The organism is Amycolatopsis sp. w19 (assembly GCF_051373225.1).
GTDB classification, from domain to species: Bacteria; Actinomycetota; Actinomycetes; order Mycobacteriales; family Pseudonocardiaceae; genus Amycolatopsis; species Amycolatopsis japonica.
This window is the reverse complement of the sequence record NZ_JBPQFM010000012.1, coordinates 147171-165761: the sequence shown is the minus strand read 5'-3', so window position 1 is coordinate 165761 and position 18591 is coordinate 147171. Positions and strand designations below refer to the sequence as shown.

17 protein-coding genes and 1 pseudogene are annotated in these 18591 nt (G+C 70.0%); 8 read left to right on the top strand and 10 right to left on the bottom strand.

Annotated features, from left to right (window positions below; all coding sequences use genetic code 11):
• Positions 1 to 24 precede the first annotated feature (24 nt).
• The gene (locus ACSMFO_RS23675; RefSeq protein ID WP_436460538.1) at positions 25 to 1404 is read right to left on the bottom strand and encodes an MFS transporter; all 1380 of its coding nucleotides are present in this window, start codon (positions 1402 to 1404) and stop codon (positions 25 to 27) included.
• A 33-nt stretch (positions 1405 to 1437) separates the two neighbouring features.
• Positions 1438 to 2694 (bottom strand): helix-turn-helix transcriptional regulator, encoded by a 1257-nt coding sequence (locus tag ACSMFO_RS23670; protein ID WP_400563158.1) that lies wholly within the window; start codon positions 2692 to 2694, stop codon positions 1438 to 1440.
• A gap of 133 nt (positions 2695 to 2827) precedes the next feature.
• On the opposite strand from ACSMFO_RS23670, the gene ACSMFO_RS23665 reads away from it, so the two are divergent.
• Positions 2828 to 3718, top strand: coding sequence for an NADP-dependent oxidoreductase (locus ACSMFO_RS23665; RefSeq protein ID WP_436460537.1), 891 nt, complete (start codon positions 2828 to 2830; stop codon positions 3716 to 3718).
• A 230-nt stretch (positions 3719 to 3948) separates the two neighbouring features.
• Here ACSMFO_RS23665 and ACSMFO_RS23660 read toward each other — a convergent pair whose 3' ends face one another.
• The 4 genes from ACSMFO_RS23660 to ACSMFO_RS23645 form a co-directional block, all read right to left on the bottom strand.
• Positions 3949 to 4869: a lysophospholipid acyltransferase family protein gene (locus ACSMFO_RS23660; protein ID WP_436460536.1), complete on the bottom strand. Its 921-nt coding sequence runs from the start codon at positions 4867 to 4869 to the stop codon at positions 3949 to 3951.
• Positions 4866 to 5648, bottom strand: a complete 783-nt coding sequence (locus tag ACSMFO_RS23655) for a GNAT family N-acetyltransferase (protein WP_038509324.1) — start codon at positions 5646 to 5648, stop codon at positions 4866 to 4868. The genes ACSMFO_RS23660 and ACSMFO_RS23655 overlap by 4 nt, the downstream gene beginning before the upstream one ends.
• 176 nt (positions 5649 to 5824) lie before the next feature.
• Entirely contained in the window at positions 5825 to 6784 is a 960-nt protein-coding gene (locus ACSMFO_RS23650; protein ID WP_037341881.1) for an electron transfer flavoprotein subunit alpha/FixB family protein, read from the bottom strand.
• A gap of 26 nt (positions 6785 to 6810) precedes the next feature.
• A complete protein-coding gene (locus ACSMFO_RS23645; protein WP_038509322.1) occupies positions 6811 to 7596 on the bottom strand; it encodes an electron transfer flavoprotein subunit beta/FixA family protein in 786 nt (261 codons plus the stop codon).
• Between the two features lie 243 nt (positions 7597 to 7839).
• Here ACSMFO_RS23645 and ACSMFO_RS23640 point away from each other — a divergent pair, with 243 nt between their 5' ends.
• Positions 7840 to 8691: a DegV family protein gene (locus tag ACSMFO_RS23640; protein ID WP_436460535.1), complete on the top strand. Its 852-nt coding sequence runs from the start codon at positions 7840 to 7842 to the stop codon at positions 8689 to 8691.
• Here the strand turns inward: ACSMFO_RS23640 and ACSMFO_RS23635 are convergent.
• Complete coding sequence (locus tag ACSMFO_RS23635) at positions 8672 to 9094, bottom strand: hypothetical protein (protein WP_037341876.1); 423 nt, start codon at positions 9092 to 9094, stop codon at positions 8672 to 8674. The two genes, ACSMFO_RS23640 and ACSMFO_RS23635, sit on opposite strands and share 20 nt — an antisense overlap.
• A 70-nt stretch (positions 9095 to 9164) precedes the next feature.
• On the opposite strand from ACSMFO_RS23635, the gene ACSMFO_RS23630 reads away from it, so the two are divergent.
• From ACSMFO_RS23630 to ACSMFO_RS23610, 5 genes are all read left to right on the top strand, one after another.
• Positions 9165 to 9938, top strand: coding sequence for a methyltransferase domain-containing protein (locus ACSMFO_RS23630; RefSeq protein ID WP_436460534.1), 774 nt, complete (start codon positions 9165 to 9167; stop codon positions 9936 to 9938).
• Positions 9935 to 11446 carry a 1,4-alpha-glucan branching protein domain-containing protein gene (locus tag ACSMFO_RS23625; RefSeq protein WP_436460533.1) on the top strand — a complete coding sequence of 504 codons (1512 nt, stop codon included), beginning with the start codon at positions 9935 to 9937 and terminating at the stop codon, positions 11444 to 11446. Before ACSMFO_RS23630 ends, ACSMFO_RS23625 begins: the two co-directional genes overlap by 4 nt.
• Before the next feature lie 13 nt (positions 11447 to 11459).
• On the top strand, positions 11460 to 11945 hold the full coding sequence (locus ACSMFO_RS23620) for a glutathione peroxidase (protein ID WP_063277513.1): 486 nt from the start codon (positions 11460 to 11462) through the stop codon (positions 11943 to 11945).
• A gap of 283 nt (positions 11946 to 12228) precedes the next feature.
• Positions 12229 to 13290, top strand: coding sequence for a serine protease (locus ACSMFO_RS23615; protein WP_174492006.1), 1062 nt, complete (start codon positions 12229 to 12231; stop codon positions 13288 to 13290).
• Positions 13290 to 13517: a hypothetical protein gene (locus ACSMFO_RS23610; protein ID WP_073848128.1), complete on the top strand. Its 228-nt coding sequence runs from the start codon at positions 13290 to 13292 to the stop codon at positions 13515 to 13517. Before ACSMFO_RS23615 ends, ACSMFO_RS23610 begins: the two co-directional genes overlap by 1 nt.
• Here ACSMFO_RS23610 and ACSMFO_RS23605 read toward each other — a convergent pair.
• Positions 13505 to 14697: pseudogene (locus ACSMFO_RS23605) on the bottom strand (sugar-binding domain-containing protein). The gene ACSMFO_RS23610 and the pseudogene ACSMFO_RS23605 overlap by 13 nt on opposite strands.
• Before the next feature lie 107 nt (positions 14698 to 14804).
• Between ACSMFO_RS23605 and ACSMFO_RS23600 the strand changes: the two are divergent.
• Positions 14805 to 16058, top strand: a complete 1254-nt coding sequence (locus tag ACSMFO_RS23600) for a glycosyltransferase family 4 protein (RefSeq protein WP_038509310.1) — start codon at positions 14805 to 14807, stop codon at positions 16056 to 16058.
• Between the two features lie 392 nt (positions 16059 to 16450).
• Here the strand turns inward: ACSMFO_RS23600 and ACSMFO_RS23595 are convergent, their stop codons facing one another.
• The gene (locus tag ACSMFO_RS23595) at positions 16451 to 16582 is read right to left on the bottom strand and encodes a hypothetical protein (protein WP_255431241.1); all 132 of its coding nucleotides are present in this window, start codon (positions 16580 to 16582) and stop codon (positions 16451 to 16453) included.
• Between the two features lie 394 nt (positions 16583 to 16976).
• Positions 16977 to 18581 carry a malate synthase A gene (gene aceB, locus ACSMFO_RS23590; RefSeq protein WP_038509306.1) on the bottom strand — a complete coding sequence of 535 codons (1605 nt, stop codon included), beginning with the start codon at positions 18579 to 18581 and terminating at the stop codon, positions 16977 to 16979.
• Between the last annotated feature and the right edge of the window lie 10 nt (positions 18582 to 18591).

Genomic DNA, 18591 nt, shown 5'->3' with positions numbered 1-18591 from the left:
GGGGCGTGACCAAGCCCACCCTCATCAGCGGGTGGCGGCGCTCATATCCGACGGCCACCGGCCGGTCACCCGCACCCCGAGCAACGCGATGCCGGTCAGCACGACCGACAGCACCACGATCGCCACCGAAGGCTCCTTCGCCGACGCCAGCGAAGCGAGCAGAACGCCACCCAAACCGATGGTCAGGGCCGATCCGACCCAGTCGCCGAGCTGCAGCGCCGAGGTGTTGAACCCGCGTTCCGCCTCCGGCGAGTACCGGAGCAGCAGCACCGAGATCGCGGGCATCGCGATCCCCATCCCGGAGCCGCCGACCGCCGACGCCACGAACGCCATCCAGCCGGGGAACGAGGGCAGCGGGACGAAGACGAAGATCGCCAGACCGGCCGCGACCAGCGCGAACCCGGTCCGCAGGGACGCCTCGCGCGACCAGTCGAGCATGCGGCCCTGCAGCATCGACCCGGCCGACCAGCCCAGCGCGGTCACCGTCAGCGGCAGCCCGGCCAGCGCGGGGCTGTAACCGTGGACCTCGGTCATCGTGAGCGGCAGGTACGCCTCCATCCCGGCGTACGCGCCCGCGATCAACGCGCGCGAAGCGATCACTGTGGGCAACCCCGGCCGCGACGACAACGTCCCGGCGGGCAGGAGTTTGCGAAGCGCGTACGCGAGGGCGATCAGGCCGGCCCCGCCGTAGGCCAGCGCCACGAGGGACGGATGCTGCGCCGCCCAGGTGAGCGCGGCGACGCCGAGAGCGGCGACCACCGCGGGCACGACCCCGGCGCGGCGCGCGGACCCGGCGGGCTCGTGCCGGGGCAGCTTGCGCGTGACGACGATCAGCAGGGCGAGCCCGATCCCGGTCAGCGGGATCAGCCCCAGGAACACCCAGCGCCAGCCGACGCTGACGGTCACCACGCCCGCGACCGACGGACCGATCACCGCCGGCAGCACCCACGCGGCGGCGTTGGCCGCGTAGATCACCGGACGTTCCCGGTCGGTGAAGGTGAGCGCGATCAGCAGGGACACCGAGACCAGCAGGAGCCCGGAACCGAAGCCCTGCAACGCCCTGCCGAGCAAAAGCAGCGGCATGTCGTGCGCGAGCCCCGCGACCAGCAGCCCGGCGGCGAACAGCGCGGTCCCGGCCAGCAGCGCGGGCGCCGGGCCCTTGCGGTCGCCGAGGCGTCCGGAAAGGACGGTCGCGACCACACTGGCCACCAGGAAGGTGGTGAACGGCCAGGCGTAGAGGGCGAGACCGTCGAGGTCGGCCACCATCGTCGGCATCGCGGTGGCGACGCCCATGCTTTCGAACGCGATGAGCGTGACCATGAGCAGCAGCCCGATGGTGGTCACGCGGTGCTCGGGTGTCCAGAGCACACCCTTCGGTTCGGCCTTGCCCCCAGTGAACGTCATACGACGAGCCTGCAACCTCCAGTTCGGTGGAGGTCAAGCGCCGACGGACTCCAGGCGCAGCTCACGCGCCAGCACGGCGGCCTCACCGCGCGACGTGACCTCCAGCTTCCCCAGGATCTTCCGCACGTGGAACTTCACCGTGTGCTCGGTCAGCGCCAGCTCGTCGGCGATCTGCCGGTTCCGCTTCCCGCGCGCGATCCCGGCGAGGACTTCGAGTTCCCGCGGGTTCAGCCGGTCCAGCGGGCGCAGTTCCGGCGTCTCCTGCACGCCCAGCGGCAGGACGGCGGTGATCGTGGCGCCCCAGTCCGGGACGGCGTCGACCTCCCAGCGGCCACCGAGCGGGGTGATCCGCTCGGTGAGACCGGCGGCGGGGACGGCGCGGGCGACGTCCGGGCCGTCGTCCCGCACGGTGACGCGGAGGTCCTGCCCGTCGATCCGCCAGGACGCCCGGACCCGGGTGCTGCCCCGCTCCAGCGCGGCGAGCACCAGACCGCGCGAGACCGTGCGGGCGGTGTGCGCGATGTCCTGCGGGAGCGGCCGTTCGTCGTCGGGTCCGGCGAGGTCGACGGTCACGTCGTTGTGGCGCACCAAGGGATCCAGCTGCGCGACGAGGGTGCCGAACGCCTCCGACGCCGGTTCCGCCGAGAGCTCCTGGTCGCGGTCGGCGATCGAGCGCAGTTCGACCAGCGCGGCCGCGGCGAGGTCGGTCGCGGTCTGCCGGGCGGCGGCGTCGCCGAGCCTGCGGGACCGCAGTACCGAAAGCAGCGACGTCAGGGTGGTGGCGTGGGTCTGCCCCAGATCGGTGATCGCCCGCGCCCGCGCGGTCGCCGCCGCGATGTTGCTCTCCAGGACGGCGGGTTCGGGGTCGGTGGCGCGCTGCGCGGCGTTCACGCTGACGATGTCCCACAGTTTGGCGACGATCTCCAGCGCGCCGTCGGCGGGCTCGTCCTCGGTGGGGACGAGCGCGATCATCGCGCCCTTGCCGATCACCGGCGCCGAGGTCAGGACGACGAGTTTCCGGCGCTTCCCGCCGAGCGTCTCTTCGGCCACCACGGCCTGACCCGGAATGCCGAGCGCGGCGAGCCGCCGCAGCTCAGCACTCGTGACCGCGCCGGTGATCGCCGGGTCGCCGTCGACCTTGATGGGCAGACGCGAGCAGTCGCCGGTCTCCATCGCGGCGGCGCGATGCGGCAGGACGGTCGCGGCCGTCGCCGAGAAACGCGGCAGGAGTTCGGGGCGCGGAGCGGCGAGCATGTACTCGACCTGGCTCAGGACGTGCAGCGGATCCATGAGTCCACAGTAGGCGCGTCCCGGCTCGGGGACGCTGCTCTCCCGGCTAGTGAACACTGCTCGTCCGACTGGTTCGGGCGGGGTCCGGGCGCCGGTTGACTGATCGCAGCGAAGAAATCCGATAGGAGTGAACATGCGAGCGATCACGATCACCCAGTACGGCGAACCGGACGTCCTGCGGCTTGCCGAGGTCCCGCTGCCGGAGCCCGGCCCTGGCCAGGTGCGGGTGGCGGTCAAGGCCGCCGGCGTCAACCCGATCGACTGGAAGATCCGGTCCGGCGCCATGGCGGAGGTCCGGCCCGTCGACTTCCCGCACATCCTCGGCCTGGAACTGGCAGGCGTGGTGGACGCGGTGGGCGAAGGCGCCGATTTCGCCGTCGGGGACGAGGTCTTCGGCTGGTCGGAGACCGGCACGTACGCGGAGTACGCGCTGGCGAGCACCGTCATCCGCAAACCCGCCGGGCTTTCGTGGGCCGAAGCCGCCGCGCTGCCCATCACCGGGGAAACCGCGTTGCGGGTACTGGGCGAACTCGAGGTCAAGCCGGGCGAGACCGTGGTGATCCACGGCGCGAGCGGCCAGGTCGGCCGGATCGCGACGCAGGCCGCCGTCGCGCTGGGCGCCACGGTCATCGGGCTCGCCGGGGCCTCGTCGCTGGACGAGGTGAAGGCGCTCGGCGCGGTGCCGGTCCAGTACGGCGACGGCTGGGTCTCGCGGGTCCGCTCGGCCACGCCGGACGGCGTCGACGCGGTGTTCGACGCCGCCGGTTTCGGCGTCCTGGGTGATTCCGTCGAGCTGCTCGGCTCACCCGACCGGCTGATCACCATCGCGGACCCGGCGGCTTACGCGCAGGGACTGAAGTTCTCGGCGGGCGGTTCGGAAACCGCCGCGGTGCTGGAGGATCTCGTCGCGCGAGGACTGAAGCTGAAGCTGGGGTCGAGTTACGCGCTCGCCGATGCCGCCGCGGCGCACCGGGAAAGCGCGACCGGGCACGCGGGCGGGAAGATCACGCTGACGCTGGAGTGATACCGAGCTGTGTCAACCCCGGATGCCAGGAAAGGTCCTTTCCTTGCGAAATTTGCAAGGAAAGGACCTTTCCTAGCGCGCGTGAGGTGCTGAGAGGGACTTTCGCGACCGAGGGCTGAAGTCGGGTGGTGCGCGAAGGGGGTCGTGAGTGTTTCGGGTCGTTAGAACGACACTTGCCACTCACGACCACCTCGGGCACGTGTCGCGAAAAGGACGTTCGGACAGCCTGGCTACTGCGAGACCGCCTCGGGAGCGGAGGGCGTCGAAGGCGCGGCCGGAGCGGGAGCGACGACCGGAGCGGAGGCCACCGGGCGGCGGCGCCGCTGAGCCGGGATCTGCACCCGGCCGAGAGCCGCCTGCACGGCGGATTCCGCCAGCGCGGCCAGTTCCCGCCGGTCCGAAGCGCGGCCCGGCGCGATCTCCGGGCACACGTGCACCTCCAGCACCAGGCCGCGCAGAGCCGCGACCCGCCGCAGCGAAGCGATGAGCGACTCCGGCCCGATGAACGCCGGCTGCGTCGTCTCCCGCCCGTCGGCGAGCCGGAACCGCAACGCGAGCGGCCGCACCGGGACACCGCCGTCGATCGCGGCCTGGAAGGTCGCCGGGCGGAACCGGCCCGAGCCGAGACCGCACCACGTGGTGCCTTCCGGGGTCACGCTGACGAGTGATCCGCCGCGCAGGGCGCCGGCGAGTTCGTCCATCGTCGCGGGAAGGCTCCGCAGGTTCTCCCGGTCGAGGAAGATGCTGCCGCCGCGGCGCACCAGCAGGCCGAGCACCGGCCAGGCGCCGACCTCCTTCTTCGCGAGCGCCCGCATCGGCTGGACGGCGTTGACCGCGATGATGTCCAGCCACGAGATGTGGTTGTTCACCACAAGCGCGCCACGGCCGGGCACGGCGCGGAACCGCTCGTCGCCGAGCACGCGCAGCTTCACCCCGAACGAGCGAAGGATCCCGGCGAAAAGCAGGCGTACCAACCGTTCCCGGGGCTTGCCGCGCAGCACGAGCACCAGCGGCGCGCTCAGGAAGGCACCGAAGATGACGCCGATCGCCGCGCTGAAGCGCAGGACCCGCCGCGGGAACGCCACGGTCGGCGCCCCTTCGGTCAGGCAGCCGTCGCCGCACGGCGATTTCGGCATCCAGGCGTGACTCATCCCTGCTCTCCCAGGAAGAACTTGAGGTACCGCTCGTCGACGTTGTGCAGATCCAGCAGGACGAAGAAGTCCGCGACACCGAAATCCGCGTCCAGCGCGGGCGGCCCGTAGATCTTCGCCCCGAGGCGGGTGTAGCCCTTGATGAGCGGCGGAAGGATCGCACGCGAGGGCCGCTCGATCGTCTCGTTCGGCCACGGGTTCAGCGGCGTCACCCGAAGGGATTCCTCCGCGTAGTGCTTGGCGCGCAGGACATCCCAGACGCCCGCCGCGTAGATCCCGCCGTCGGTCAGCGGCACGGACGCGCAGCCCGCGAGATACCGGTGCCCGGCCAGCAGCATGTAGCGCCCGATCCCCGCCCACACGAGGCTCACCACGGCGCCGCTGCGGTGGTCGGGGTGCACGCACGAACGGCCCGTCTCGACCAGCGAAGGGCGCAGGGAATCGAGCGCGGTGAGATCGAATTCGCTGTCGGAATACAGCTTTCCCGCCCGCGCGGCCCGATCGGGCGGCAACATCCGGTACGTGCCCACGATCTCGCCGGTGTTGTCGTCGCGCACCACGAGGTGATCGCAGAACTCGTCGAAGTAGTCGACGTCGAGGCCGGGTTCGAGGGAATTGAGCGTCGCTCCCATTTCCTCGGCGAACACCCGATGGCGGAGGCGTTGCGCGGCGACGACTTCTTCGTTTCCGTTCGCCACGAGAAGGGAGTAACGCGGCGCGTCGGCCGGGAGTTCGACACCTGCCTGGTCAGTACTGACGAGGAGCTGTGACGTCGTCATGACCCAGGTCTACCCCTGGAGGGGTACCAACGACAATGCGCCCGATGGCCGATTAGTGCACGTTCCGTTAATTGCGGGTTCTCAGGCTTCTCTCAGGGTGGGAAGTCACTTCCCGGTCACGGAAAAGGGGCCGCCCGGGAAATAAATCCCGGACGGCCCCTCTTCGAACGAAGGACTCAGCCCTTGCGCTTCTGGACCTCTTCGGTCAGCTGCGGCGCGACGTTGAACAGGTCGCCCACCACACCGAAGTCGGCGATCTCGAAGATCGGCGCCTCGGCGTCCTTGTTGACCGCGATGATGGTCTTCGAGGTCTGCATACCGGCGCGGTGCTGGATCGCGCCGGAGATGCCCAGCGCGATGTACAGCTGCGGCGAGACCGTCTTACCGGTCTGGCCGACCTGGAACTGCGCCGGGTAGTAGCCCGAGTCGACGGCGGCGCGGGAAGCGCCGACGGCGGCACCGAGCGAGTCGGCGAGCGCCTCGACGACGTCGAACTTGTCGGCCGAGCCGACACCGCGGCCACCGGAGACGACGACCGAGGCCTCGGTCAGCTCCGGCCGGTCGCCGCCGACGATCGGCTCGACGCCGGTGATCTTGGCGGACTTCGCCGGGTCACCCGCGGGGACCTCGACGGTCTCCTCGGCGGCCGCACCTTCGGCCGGGGCGGCCTCGACCGCGCCCGGGCGGACCGAGATGACCGGGACACCCTTGGTGGACTTGGACTTCACGGAGAACGCGCCACCGAAGATGGACTGGTCGACGCTGCCGTCGCCGTTCACGCCGACGGCGTCGTACAGCAGACCGGAGCCGAGGCGGACCGCGACACGGGCGGACACCTCCTTGCCCTCGGCGCTGGCCGCGACGAGCACGGCGGCCGGGGAGGTCCGCTCCGCGAGCGCGGCGAGGACGTCCACCTTCGGGGTGACCAGGAAGCCGGTGGCGTTGTCGCCCTCGGCGACGTACACCTTGGCGGCGCCGTGCGCGGCGAGGGCTTCCTTCGCCTTGGCCGCGGTGCCGGTCGGGCCGACGACGACCGCGGACGGCTCACCCAGTTCACGAGCGGCGGTCAGCAGCTCGAGCGTGACCTTCTTGACTTCACCGTCGACGTGGTCGACGAGGACGAGTACTTCAGCCATTTCCCTATTCCTCCTCGAAACCTGTCTCAGATGAGCTTCTGCGCGACCAGGTAGGCGGCCACCTTGCTGCCGCCGTCACCCTCGTCCTCGACGCGCTCACCGGCGGTGCGCGGCGGCTTCGGGGAGGCTTCGAGCACGGACGACCACGCGTTGCCGAGGCCGACCTCGGCCGCGTCGACGCCCAGGTCCGCGACGGTCAGCGTCTCGACCGGCTTCTTCTTGGCGGCCATGATGCCCTTGAAGGAGGGGTAGCGCGGCTCGTTGATCTTCTCGCCGACGCTCACCACCGCGGGCAGGTTCGCCTCGAGGTGCGTGACACCGTCCTCGGTGTAGCGGTCGGCCTTGATCGAGGTGCCGTCGACGGTCAGCTCGTTCACGTGGGTCAGCTGCGGCAGGCCGAGCAGCTCGGCGATGATCGCCGGCACGGCGCCACCGCGGCCGTCGGAGGCCTCGTTACCGGTGATGACCAGGTCGAAGCCTTCGACCTTCGAGATCGCGGCGGCCAGCACCTTGGCGGTGGCGATCGCGTCGGAGCCGTGAAGGGCCGCGTCGGAGACGTGGATGGCCTTGTCGGCGCCCATGGACAGCGCCTTGCGGATCGCGTCGGTCGCGCGGTCGGGACCCACCGAGACGACGGTGACCTCGCCCTCGCCGGCTTCCTTGATCTTCAGTGCTTCTTCGACGGCCTTCTCGTTGATCTCGTCGAGCACGGCGTCGGCGGATTCGCGGTCAAGAGTGTTGTCGGCACCGGAGAGCTTCCGCTCCGAGTAGGTGTCCGGTACCTGCTTGACCAGGACAACGATGTTCGTCATGGGTCTACTTCGACCTCCCGTTAGTGGCCGGCGTCGGCCACGGGGCAACAGCTCTACTGGCCGGTAGATTAGGGCCATTTCAGCGCCGCGGCCCGCCGAGGTGACCTCATTCACCTGGATGCACGTTTTAGTGGGACCATCGTCCAGGTAATTCACCCGGAAGTGAGTGTAACCGGCCGACTAACCCGAACGGCCGTATTCCGGGGTACTCCCGGAGATGGTGAAGGGATAACCTGCCCCACCATGCGTTCCATGCCCGGCCCTGTCGCCGTGATCACGGACTCGACCGCCTGCCTTCCCGCCCCGGTCGCCGAACGCTGGGGAATCGGCGTCGTTCAGGTCCAACTGCAGGTCGGAGAGCAGTTCGACGAGGAGAATCGCTACGACCGCGAGGAGATCATCGGCCATCTGCGGGCGGGGACGCCGGTGAAGACGGCGCCGCCCGAGGTCGCCGCGTTCTTCTGGGCGTTCCAGGACGCCGCGAGCAAGGGCGCCTCCGCGATCGTCAGCGTCCACATCTCGGGACGGATGTCGGAGACGGTGAACACCGCCCGCGAGGCCGCCCAGCAGGTGAACATCCCGGTGCACGTCCTCGACAGCGGGACCACCGGGATGAGCCTCGGTTTCGCGGCGACCTCGGCGGCCAAGGTCGCCGCCGCCGGCGGGCAGGCCACTCGCGTCATCGACGCGGCCGAACGCCGTTTCCGCGGCAGCCGGGAGATCCTCTACGTCGACACGCTGGAGTTCCTGCGCCGCGGTGGCCGGATCGGCGCGGCGCAGGCGTTCCTCGGCTCCGCGTTCTCGATCAAACCCCTGCTGACGCTGAAGAACGGCGAGGTCGCCCCGCTGACCCGGGTGCCGGGCCAGCGGCGGGCGCTCAACAAACTCGTCGACCTCGCGGTGGAATGCGCGGGCGACCGGGACGTCGAGGTCGCCATCACCCGGTTCGGCCCGGACGAACGCGACCTCGAGATCGGCGGGCGGCTGCGGGCACGGCTGCCGCATATGGTCGACAGCACTCTGGTGGACGCCAGCATGATCCTCGGCGCCCACCTCGGGCCCGGTGCCATCGGCATCACGGTGTCGCCGGTGTAGTCCGCTTCGAGGGGATCAGCGCCAGCACCACCGGGAGCACCGCGCCCAGCGCCGTCGTCACGATGATCAGCACCTGGTCCACCGGCTCGAAATGCGAGACGTGCCCCAGGTGGTAGAGGAAATGCGGCAACCCGAAGCAGAAGGTGGCGAGCGCCGCCAACCTGGCCACGGCGGTCGTCCCGATCACGGCGGCGCCGATCAGGATCGCGGAAAGCGCCAGGTTGAGGCCGCCGAAGTCCTGGATCAGGTGTTCGTTGAAGGGGCCGTCCATCGCCACCCAGCCGGTGCGGAACCCCGGGAAGTCCCGGTAGAAGCCCTCCGGGCTGAACAGCGGCCACAGCCCGACGGGCAGTTCGATGAGGCCGAAGACGACGAGCAGTACGCGGGTGAACGTCCGTTGCATACCTCCTGGACTGCGTGGCGCCGCGAAACGTGACACGCGGGCCGAAGTGACCGGCCGGTAGGGTCGCGGCGTGACCACCCCAGCCACCAGGGCCGAAGCGCTGCACCTCACCGGTGAACGCACCGTGCCGGGCATCGCCGAGGAGAATTACTGGTTCCGGCGCCACGAGGCCGCGTATCAAAAGCTCCTGCCGCTGTGCGTGGGCAAGACGGTGCTGGAGGCCGGCTGCGGCGAGGGCTACGGCGCCGGGCTGATCGCCACCGTGGCCGAGCGGGTGCTCGCCCTCGACTACGACGTCCCCACCACCGAGCACGTCGCCCGCCGCTACCCCGGCATCGGCGTGGCCAGGGCGAACCTGGTGTTCCTGCCGGTGCGGGACGCGTCGGTCGACGTCGTCGCGAACTTCCAGGTGATCGAGCATCTCTGGGATCAGGGCGCCTTCCTCGCCGAATGCCGCCGCGTGCTCTCCCCCGGCGGACGGCTGATCGTCACCACGCCCAACCGGCTGACCTTCACCCCCGACAGCGACACCCCGCTCAACCCGTTCCACACCAGGGAGCTCGCACCGTCCGAATTGGACGGATTGCTGCGTGACGCCGGTTTCGAGGTCGAGACCCTGCACGGGCTCCACCACGGCGAGGGCGTCGCGAGGCTCGACGCCAAGTACGGCGGTTCGATCATCGACGCCCAGCTCGACGTCGTCATGGGGCAGATGCCGGGACAGGCGACCTGGCCCGCGGAACTGCTGGCCGACGTCGAAGGCATCCAGGCCGCGGACTTCGCGATCCACGGCGAAGACCTCGACGCCAGCCTCGACCTGGTCGCCGTGGCGGTGCGCCGATGAGCGAGTACGAGGGCACGTTCTGCCTCGTCGTGCACAGCCACCTGCCGTGGCTGCCGCATCACGGATCCTGGCCGGTCGGCGAGGAATGGCTCTACCAGGCCTGGGCGCATTCCTATCTGCCGATGGTCGATCTCCTGCGCCGCTTCGCCGACGAGGGCCGCGAAGACGTCCTCACCCTCGGGATGACGCCGATCCTCGCCGCCCAGCTCGACGACCCGTACTGCATCGACGCCTTCCACGACTGGCTCGGCCACTGGCAGCTGCGCTCCTGGCACGCGTCCACGCTGTGGCGCGGTGATCCGCTGCTGCGCGACCTCGCGGCGAGCGAGTACCGGACGGCGCTCAAGGCCTCGGACGAGCTCGAAACCCGCTGGCGTCACGGCTTCTCCCCGATCCTTCGGTCCTTTGTGGACAACGGGACGATCGAACTGCTCGGCGGGCCGCTGGCGCATCCGTTCCAGCCGCTGCTCGACCCGGCGGTCCGCGACTTCATGCTGCGGGGCGGCCTGGCCGACACCGCGCTGCGGATCGGACGGCGTCCCGAAGGCATTTGGGCGCCCGAATGCGGCTACGCGCCCGGCATGGAGACCGGCTACGCCGCCGCGGGTGTCCGGCGGTTCATGGTCGACGGGCCTTCCCTGCACGGTGACACCTCGGCGGCGCGGACGGTCGGCGATTCCGACGTCGTGTGCTTCGGCCGCGATCTCGAAGTCACCTACCGCGTCTGGTCGCCGAAGGCCGGATATCCCGGCCATGCCGCCTATCGCGATTTCCACACCTGGGCGCACGAGGTCGGCCTCAAACCCTCGCGGGTGACCGGCAAGACCGTCGAGCCGCCGGACAAGGCGCCGTACGACCCGGCGATGGCGACGGCCACCCTCGGCGGTCACGTCCAGGACTTCGTCGACACGGTCGTCGCCCGCCTGCGTTCGCTCAAGGCCGAGCACGGCCGCGAGTCGCTCGTCGTCGCCGCGTACGACACGGAACTGTTCGGACACTGGTGGCACGAGGGCCCGGCGTGGCTCGAAGGCGTCTTGCGCGCGCTGCCCGAGGCCGGCGTCCGCGTCACGACGCTCAAGGGTGCGCTCGAAGCCGGTCACCTCGGCGGGAAGGTCGACCTCCCGGCGTCGTCGTGGGGCTCGGGCAAGGACTGGCGGGTCTGGGACGGCGAGCAGGTCGCCGACATGGTGCGGGACAACACCGCGTTGCAGGACCGGATGCTCGACCTCGTCGCCGGAATGGACACGACGACACGCGACTCCGTCCGCGACCAGGCCGTCGCCGAAGCGATGCTGGCGCTTTCGAGCGACTGGGCGTTCATGGTCACCAAGGACTCCGCCGCCGACTACGCGCGGCGGCGGGCGAAAGTGCACACGGAACGGTTCGACACGCTCGCCGGGCTGCTCCGGGAAGGAGCACTCGACCGCGCGCGGGAGACCGCGGCCGCGTTCCGGCGCGACGACGGACCGTTCGGTCACGTCGACGCGCGTGATCTGCTGAGGAAATGACGAAAGGGGCATCATGGGGATCCACGACATCCCGCTGAAGACGCTCGCGGGCGAGGACACGACGCTCGGCGCGCTCGAAGGCAAGACGCTGCTGGTGGTGAACGTGGCGTCGAAATGCGGGCTGACGCCGCAGTACACCGGGCTGGAAAAACTCCAGGAACGCTACGCGGACAAGGGTTTCTCCGTCGTCGGGTTCCCCTGCAACCAGTTCGCGGGCCAGGAGCCGGGCACCGCGGAGGAGATCCAGACCTTCTGCTCGACGACGTACGGCGTTTCGTTCCCGCTGTTCGAAAAGCTGGATGTCAACGGGGAAAGCCGTCACCCGCTCTACGCCGAACTGACCAAGGCGGCCGACGCGGAGGGCGCCGCCGGCGACGTCCAGTGGAACTTCGAGAAGTTCCTCGTCGCCCCGTCCGGTGAAGTGGTGGGACGATTCCGCCCGCGCACCGAACCCGAAGACGAGACGATCACCAAGGCGATCGACGCCACGATCGGCTGATTCCCGCTTTTCGCGAACGGGCGGGCCCGCCGGAGTGATCCGGCGAGCCCGCCCGTTTCCTTTTCCGGCGGATCGGTGACCAAAGTCCCTCAACGGCGGCGACACCGGGGCGATGTCCGGTTGAGCGATCACAAACCCTTGCCACACAAGGGAAATCTTGACGTCTCATAGTGAAGCGCCGTACCCGATTGCACTATGGCGCCACCCGCCGCAGGAGGGGAAGACTCTTTCGTCGGGAGTCCCGCACTTCGTCAACGCCGACAACCAGAAAAGTGTGGCCGACATGATCGAAAACAATATGATCCCGGACGATTTCCTCTCCCTCGCGAGCGTGCAGGCGGCCGAGGAGGAGGCGTTGCTGAACCGGCAGAACGTGGTGGGTGTCGCGCTCGGTACCAAATGGTCCGGGGGCAGGGACACCGGCGAGAAGGCGATCACCGTCCTGGTCGACACGAAGATGCCGCACGAAATGCTGCGTGAAGACGACCTCGTCCCGGCGGCGCTGTCGGGTGTGCCCACCGACGTCCAGGAGGTCGGGGTGCTCCAGGCCGGTCGCAGCGTCGCCGCCCCCAAGGTGAACGGCGCCGCCACGATGGTCGACGAGCCCCAGGCTCCGACACTCGCCCGCCCCGACGAACTCGCCCGTGAGCAGGTCGGTCCGTTCACCCTCGCCAAGCGGTTCCGCCCGGCGTTCGGCGGGCTGAGCGTCGGCCACTTCAAGATCACCGCCGGCACCTACGGCACCGCGGTCTACGACGCGACGGCGCTGCCCGGCAAACCGCCGAGGTACTACATCCTGAGCAACAACCACGTGCTGGCGAACTCCAACGCCGCCGCCATCGGCGACCCGATCCTGCAGCCCGGCCCGTTCGACGGCGGCGTCGTCCCCACCGACGTCATCGCCAGGCTGAGCCGGTTCGTACCGATCAAGTTCATCCAGCCGGGGCAGCCGGTGCCGTTGAACTTCGTCGACGCCGCGATCGCCGAAGGCCAGTTCCACGACCTCGACCGGCGGATCTTCTGGGTCGGCGAGCTCAAGGGCACCAACGTGGCGCCCGCGGTCGGCACGCTCGTGCAGAAGACCGGCCGGACCACGAACTGGACGACCGGGCGGATCACGAACATCAACGCCACCGTCGACGTGAACTACGGCGGAGGCAGGGTGGCCCGGTTCGCGCAGCAACTGCTGACCACCGACATGTCGGCCGGTGGCGACTCGGGCAGTCTCGTGGCGGACCTGAGCGAGAACGCCGTCGGCCTGCTGTTCGCCGGTTCGCCGGTGGTCACGGTGATCAACCGGATCTCGCTGGTCGAAGCGTCGCTTGGGATCAGGGTGCATCCGTAGTGGCCGAAGACGTATCGGATGTCGATGCCGCCCTCGTGACGGCGTCCCGATGGCTCGACGACGTCCCCGGAGTAGTCGGGGTCGGGCAGGGCGAGGCCGAGGGGGCACCCACGATCGACGTGTGGATGACCCCCGGTCACGACTCCGGGCGGCTGCCTTCTCAGCTGCTCGGAGTGCCCGTCCGGGTCCGCGACTCCGGCGGTCCGGTGGAGGCTCAGCCGGACTGACCCGTCTCGATGACCGCCCGATTGCGGGTGGCGACGGACTCCGCGTCCGCCTTCACCACCCGCCGGCCGTAGGTGAGCAGGCCGTTGACCTCGTTCTCGACGTCGGTGGTCTGCGTGTAGATCGCGCCGGAAAGGCCGGTTCCGGCGACGATCCGTTCGAGGTGCTCGCCGACCTCGGCATAGCGCTTGGTCAGCTGTGCCGGGGCCGGCGTCATCTCGTAGGCCTGCGGCTCCCCCGGCCGGCGATGCCCGTCGACGACCAGGCCGAGCCCGCCGATCGAGGTCACCCCGCGCAGCTGCTCGATCATCTCGGTCAGCTCGGCTTCGAACCGCGCCCGCGCCTCCGGGACCGGTGTAGATCCCGTCGGGCCAATACCCCTGGTCGAGCGGGCCGTGGAGGAAGGTGATCCGGCCGTTGAGCGCGATCCGCGGCCTGCACTGGGCGTCTGCGACCGTCCCGATCGACGCGTGTCACCTCCGCGCCGCCGGATTCGCTGACGATCAGCTCCACCCGGGCGCCACGTGTGACCTTGGGCACAACCGTCACCCCATCGAGATCGGGGGTCAGCGGCAGATCCCGGATGTGCGCGGACGGCACCGGCTCCAGCCAGGCGGTCTGCCAGATACCCGACGCGGCGGTGTAGAAGATCCCTTTCGGGTCGTTCCGCTGCTTGCCGACGGAGTGCGTCGCGGCATCGGTCCGATCCGTCACGCGGACGGTGAGTTCCTGCGATCCCGACGGGCGCAGGACGTCGGTGACGTCCGCGCTGAAGGCCGTGTACCCACCTTCGTGGACGGCCACTTCCTGGTTGTTGCCCCAGACCGTCGCGGACTGGTCGACGGCGCCGAAGTGGAGCAGCACCCGCTGACCGTCCCAGCCGGACGGGACGTGGAAAACCTTGCGATACCAGAGGGTTTCGTCCCGCCGTCCGATGCCGGAGAGGGCCGACTCCGGCGGGAACGGCACCAGGATCCGCTCGCCGTACCCCGTCGCGGCGGGGCGCGCCGCTGCCCGCGTGCTCCCAGACGCCGTTGAGGTTCAGCCAGCGTTCGCGGACCAGCCGGGGACGCGGGTACTCGGCAGCGCGTCGCCGGGTCCGACCTGCGCGGACCACGGCGTCGAGAGCACCGGTTCGACGGACTCGAAGGCCGGTCCGGCCGCGTTCACCGAAGACGTCATCGACCCGATGGCGGCAAAGATCGCCGCCCCGTCGCCCTCGATCGGCGTCACCTGTGGGGGTGATCGCCCCGTCCCGGCGCCGACCGACTCACGAGTAACCTCCACCCATGCGCGTGCTGATGTTGTCGTGGGAGTACCCACCCGTGGTCGTCGGCGGACTCGCACGGCACGTCCACGCCCTGGCCCGGCATCTCGCCCGGCAGGGGCACGACGTGGTCGTCCTGTGCCGTCACACGGCGGGCACCGACGCCGAGACCCACCCGAGGACCGATCGCGTGGTCGAGGGCGTCCGGATCATCCGGGTCGCCGAAGACCCGATGCACGTGACCTTCGAACGGGACCTCGTCGCGTGGACGCTGGCCATGGGGCACGCGATGGTCCGCGCCGCCACCGACCTGCTGCGCGGCTGGCAGCCGGACGTCGTGCACGCGCACGACTGGCTGGTCACCCATCCCGCGATCGCGATCGCGGAGGCCGCCAGGGTGCCGCTGGTCGGCACGATCCACGCCACCGAGGCCGGACGGCACTCCGGCTGGCTGTCGCATCCGCTGAACCAGCAGGTGCACTCCGTCGAGTGGTGGCTCGCGAACCGCTCGGACGCGCTGATCACCTGCTCGCAGGCCATGCGCCGCGAGGTGGCGCATCTGTTCGAGGTCGACGGCGACGCGGTCACCGTGATCCACAACGGCATCGAAGAACGCACCTGGCAGGTGCCCGCGGAGGAGGTCGCGCACGCGCGCGAGGTCTACAGCCCCTCCGGCGCGCCGCTGCTGCTCTACTTCGGACGGCTGGAATGGGAGAAGGGCGTGCAGGATCTGCTCGCCGCGCTCCCCCGGATCCGCCGCGCCAAACCGGGGACGCGGCTGGTCGTCGCCGGCAAGGGACGGCATCTGGAGGAACTGGTCGACCAGGCCCGCAAGCTGCGCGTCCGGCGCGCGGTGGACTTCGTCGGGCATCTGTCGGACCGCGAACTGCGCGCAGTGCTGGCCGCGGCCGACGCCGTCGTGCTGCCCAGCCGCTATGAACCGTTCGGGATCGTCGCGCTGGAGGCCGCCGCCGCGAAGGCGCCGCTGGTGGCTTCGACCGCGGGCGGGCTCGGCGAGGTCGTCGTCGACGGCGAGACCGGCCTGGCGTTCAGCCCCGGCGACGTCGACGCCCTCGGGGACGCCGTCGAGGCGGTGCTGGACGACGAGGTCGCCGCCGCCCGGCGGGCGCTGACCGCGCAATCGCGGCTGGCGGCGGACTTCGACTGGGGCCGGATCGCCGAGGCGACCGTGGCGGTCTACCGGCGGGCTCGCGTCGCCGAGCCGGTGGAACTGGGTCGGCCGAAGATCGCGACGGGTAACGCCTTCGAGCCCTGATCGCATTCAGAGGACTAAACGCGCTGGGACAGGCCTGGGTCGGGTGACCGAATTCGGCACTTTCGCGTGCCTGGACGGACGCCACGCGTGTCGTCCATCCAGACACGTGCGTCGTCCGTCTGGTCACGTGAGTCGTCCCTCCCGTCACGCGAAACCGCCCGCAGTACATGAAGGCCCCCTTGCTTGCGCCTGGCGCAAGCAAGGGGGCCTTCATGTACTCGGCGAGGCGTGAAGGTCGAGTTTCCTCGGCTGAGCCGAGGGAAGGGGGCCTTCACGCGCTACCGCTGCGGGGGCGAAGGGGAATCCGGGACGTCGGGGGACCCGGATCCCCCTTCACGAGCGTCGCGGGTCGCGAGGGGCGCGACCCCCGGAGCTGCTCTAGGTGGCGAAGATCAGAAGTGGCAGGGCCGAACACAGTCCGGCTGCACCGAGACCCCGGCCGAAGCGGACACCGCGGGGGCGGCGAGGGCGACGGCGAGGACGGCGAAGGTCGCGGCCAAGAGCGTTCTCAACTGCTTCTTCATGCTGGCTCCTCGGGGAAACGGGCGGATTTCCCGCCCGGCGCCGAGCATCCGCGCGACCCGCCGCCGAAACAACGGGGGTATCACCAGGTACCCCTACCTAATCGCGGTCCGTGACCGGTTCGTCCGGTCCCGTGAGTGCGCTCGGAGCCGTACCACACGTGATTGAAGCCGGAACTCGCGTGATTGAAGCCGCGGAGACCCCGCCCACTGCGGTGTGGGGGTGAGCGGGGTCCCCGCGGCGAGGCGCACGCCCGACAGCGCTACCGGCAGAGCGCGCGCGTGAAGCGGGTCCGGTGGCGGGGAGCCTCCGCCACCGGACCCGTTGGGCCACACCGTCCCAAACCGGTGTGGAACCCGGCCGCCCCGCGTCAGGTAGGGGCGGCCGGAGCCTCGATCAGTGCGTGGTCAGGTATCGCGCGTACGCACCGGTGGTGAGGAAGCTCGGCAGCTTCTCGCCCAGCGCGGTCTCGGTGAAGATCTCGTAGGCGTCGCCGAGCCGGGTGTCCTCGCCCAGTTCGGCCCGCACCGACGCCAGCTCTTCGTCCAAATAGGACACGGCGAGTTCGCGGGTGAGCGCGGTGCCGTCTTCGAGCTTCGTGCCGTTGCGGATCCACTGCCACACCTGGCAGCGCGCGATCTCGGCGGTGGCGGCGTCCTCCATCAGGTTGTGGATCGCCGCCGCGCCGGTGCCGCGCAGCCAAGCGTCGATGTAGCGCAGCGCGACGTTGATGTTGGCGCGGACACCGGCTTCGGTGACCTCGCCGCCCGCGCTGGCGACGTCGAGCAGATCCTCGGCCGTCACGACGACGTCTTCACGCAGCTTGCCGAGCTGGTTCGGCCAGCCGCCGAGGACGTTGTCGAACACCTCGCGGCAGACCGGGACGAGGCCGGGGTGCGCGACCCACGAGCCGTCGAAACCGTCGTTCGCCTCGCGTTCCTTGTCCTGACGGACCTTCTCCAGCGCGGTCGCGTTGATCTCCGGGTCCTTGCTCGGGATGAACGCGGCCATGCCGCCGATGGCGTGCGCCCCGCGCTTGTGGCAGGTGCGCACCAGCAGTTCGGTGTAGGCCCGCATGAACGGGACGGTCATCGTCACCTGCGCGCGGTCCGGGAGCACGAAGTCCGCGCCGTGCGAGGAGAAGTTCTTGATGACGCTGAAGATGTAGTCCCAGCGGCCGGCGTTCAGCCCGGCGATGTGCTCGCGCAGTTCGTAGAGGATCTCCTCCATCTCGAACGCGGCGGTGATCGTCTCGATCAGCACGGTGGCCCGGATCGTGCCGCGCGGGATGCCGAGTTCCCGTTGCGCCAGCAGGAAGACGTCGTTCCACAGCCGCGCTTCGAGATGGTTCTCGAGCTTCGGCAGGTAGAAGTACGGGCCGCTGCCGCGGGCCAGCAGCTGGCGCGCGTTGTGGAAGAAGTAGAGGCCGAAGTCGACCAGGCTCGCCGAAACGGGGCGGCCGTCGATGCGGATGTGCTTCTCCACCAGGTGCCAGCCGCGGGGGCGGGCGACGATCGTCGCGGGGTCGTCGCCGATCGTGTAGCGCTTGCCTGCCTCGGTGGTGAAGTCGATGTTGCGGCGGATCGCGTCGAACAGGTTGAGCTGCCCGTCGATCACGTTGTGCCAGGTCGGCGACGTCGCGTCCTCGAAGTCGGCGAGCCAGACCTTCGCGCCGGAGTTGAGCGCGTTGACCGTCATCTTGCGGTCGGTCGGGCCGGTGATCTCGACGCGGCGGTCTTCGAGACCGGGCGCGGCCGGGGCGACCGACCAGCTGCTGTCGTCGCGGATCGCGTGCGTCTCGGGCAGGAAGCCCAGCGGCTCCTCACCGGACTGCAGCTTCTCGCGGCGCAGTCGGCGCGCGTCGAGCAGTTCGCGGCGGCGGCCGGCGAACGCGTTGTCCAGTTTGGCCACGAAGTCCAGCGCGGCCGGGGTGAGGATCTCGGCGAACCGGTCACCGGCGGGTCCGCAGACGTCGATCCGGTAGTTCAGCTTCTCAACCATGGTGTGCCTC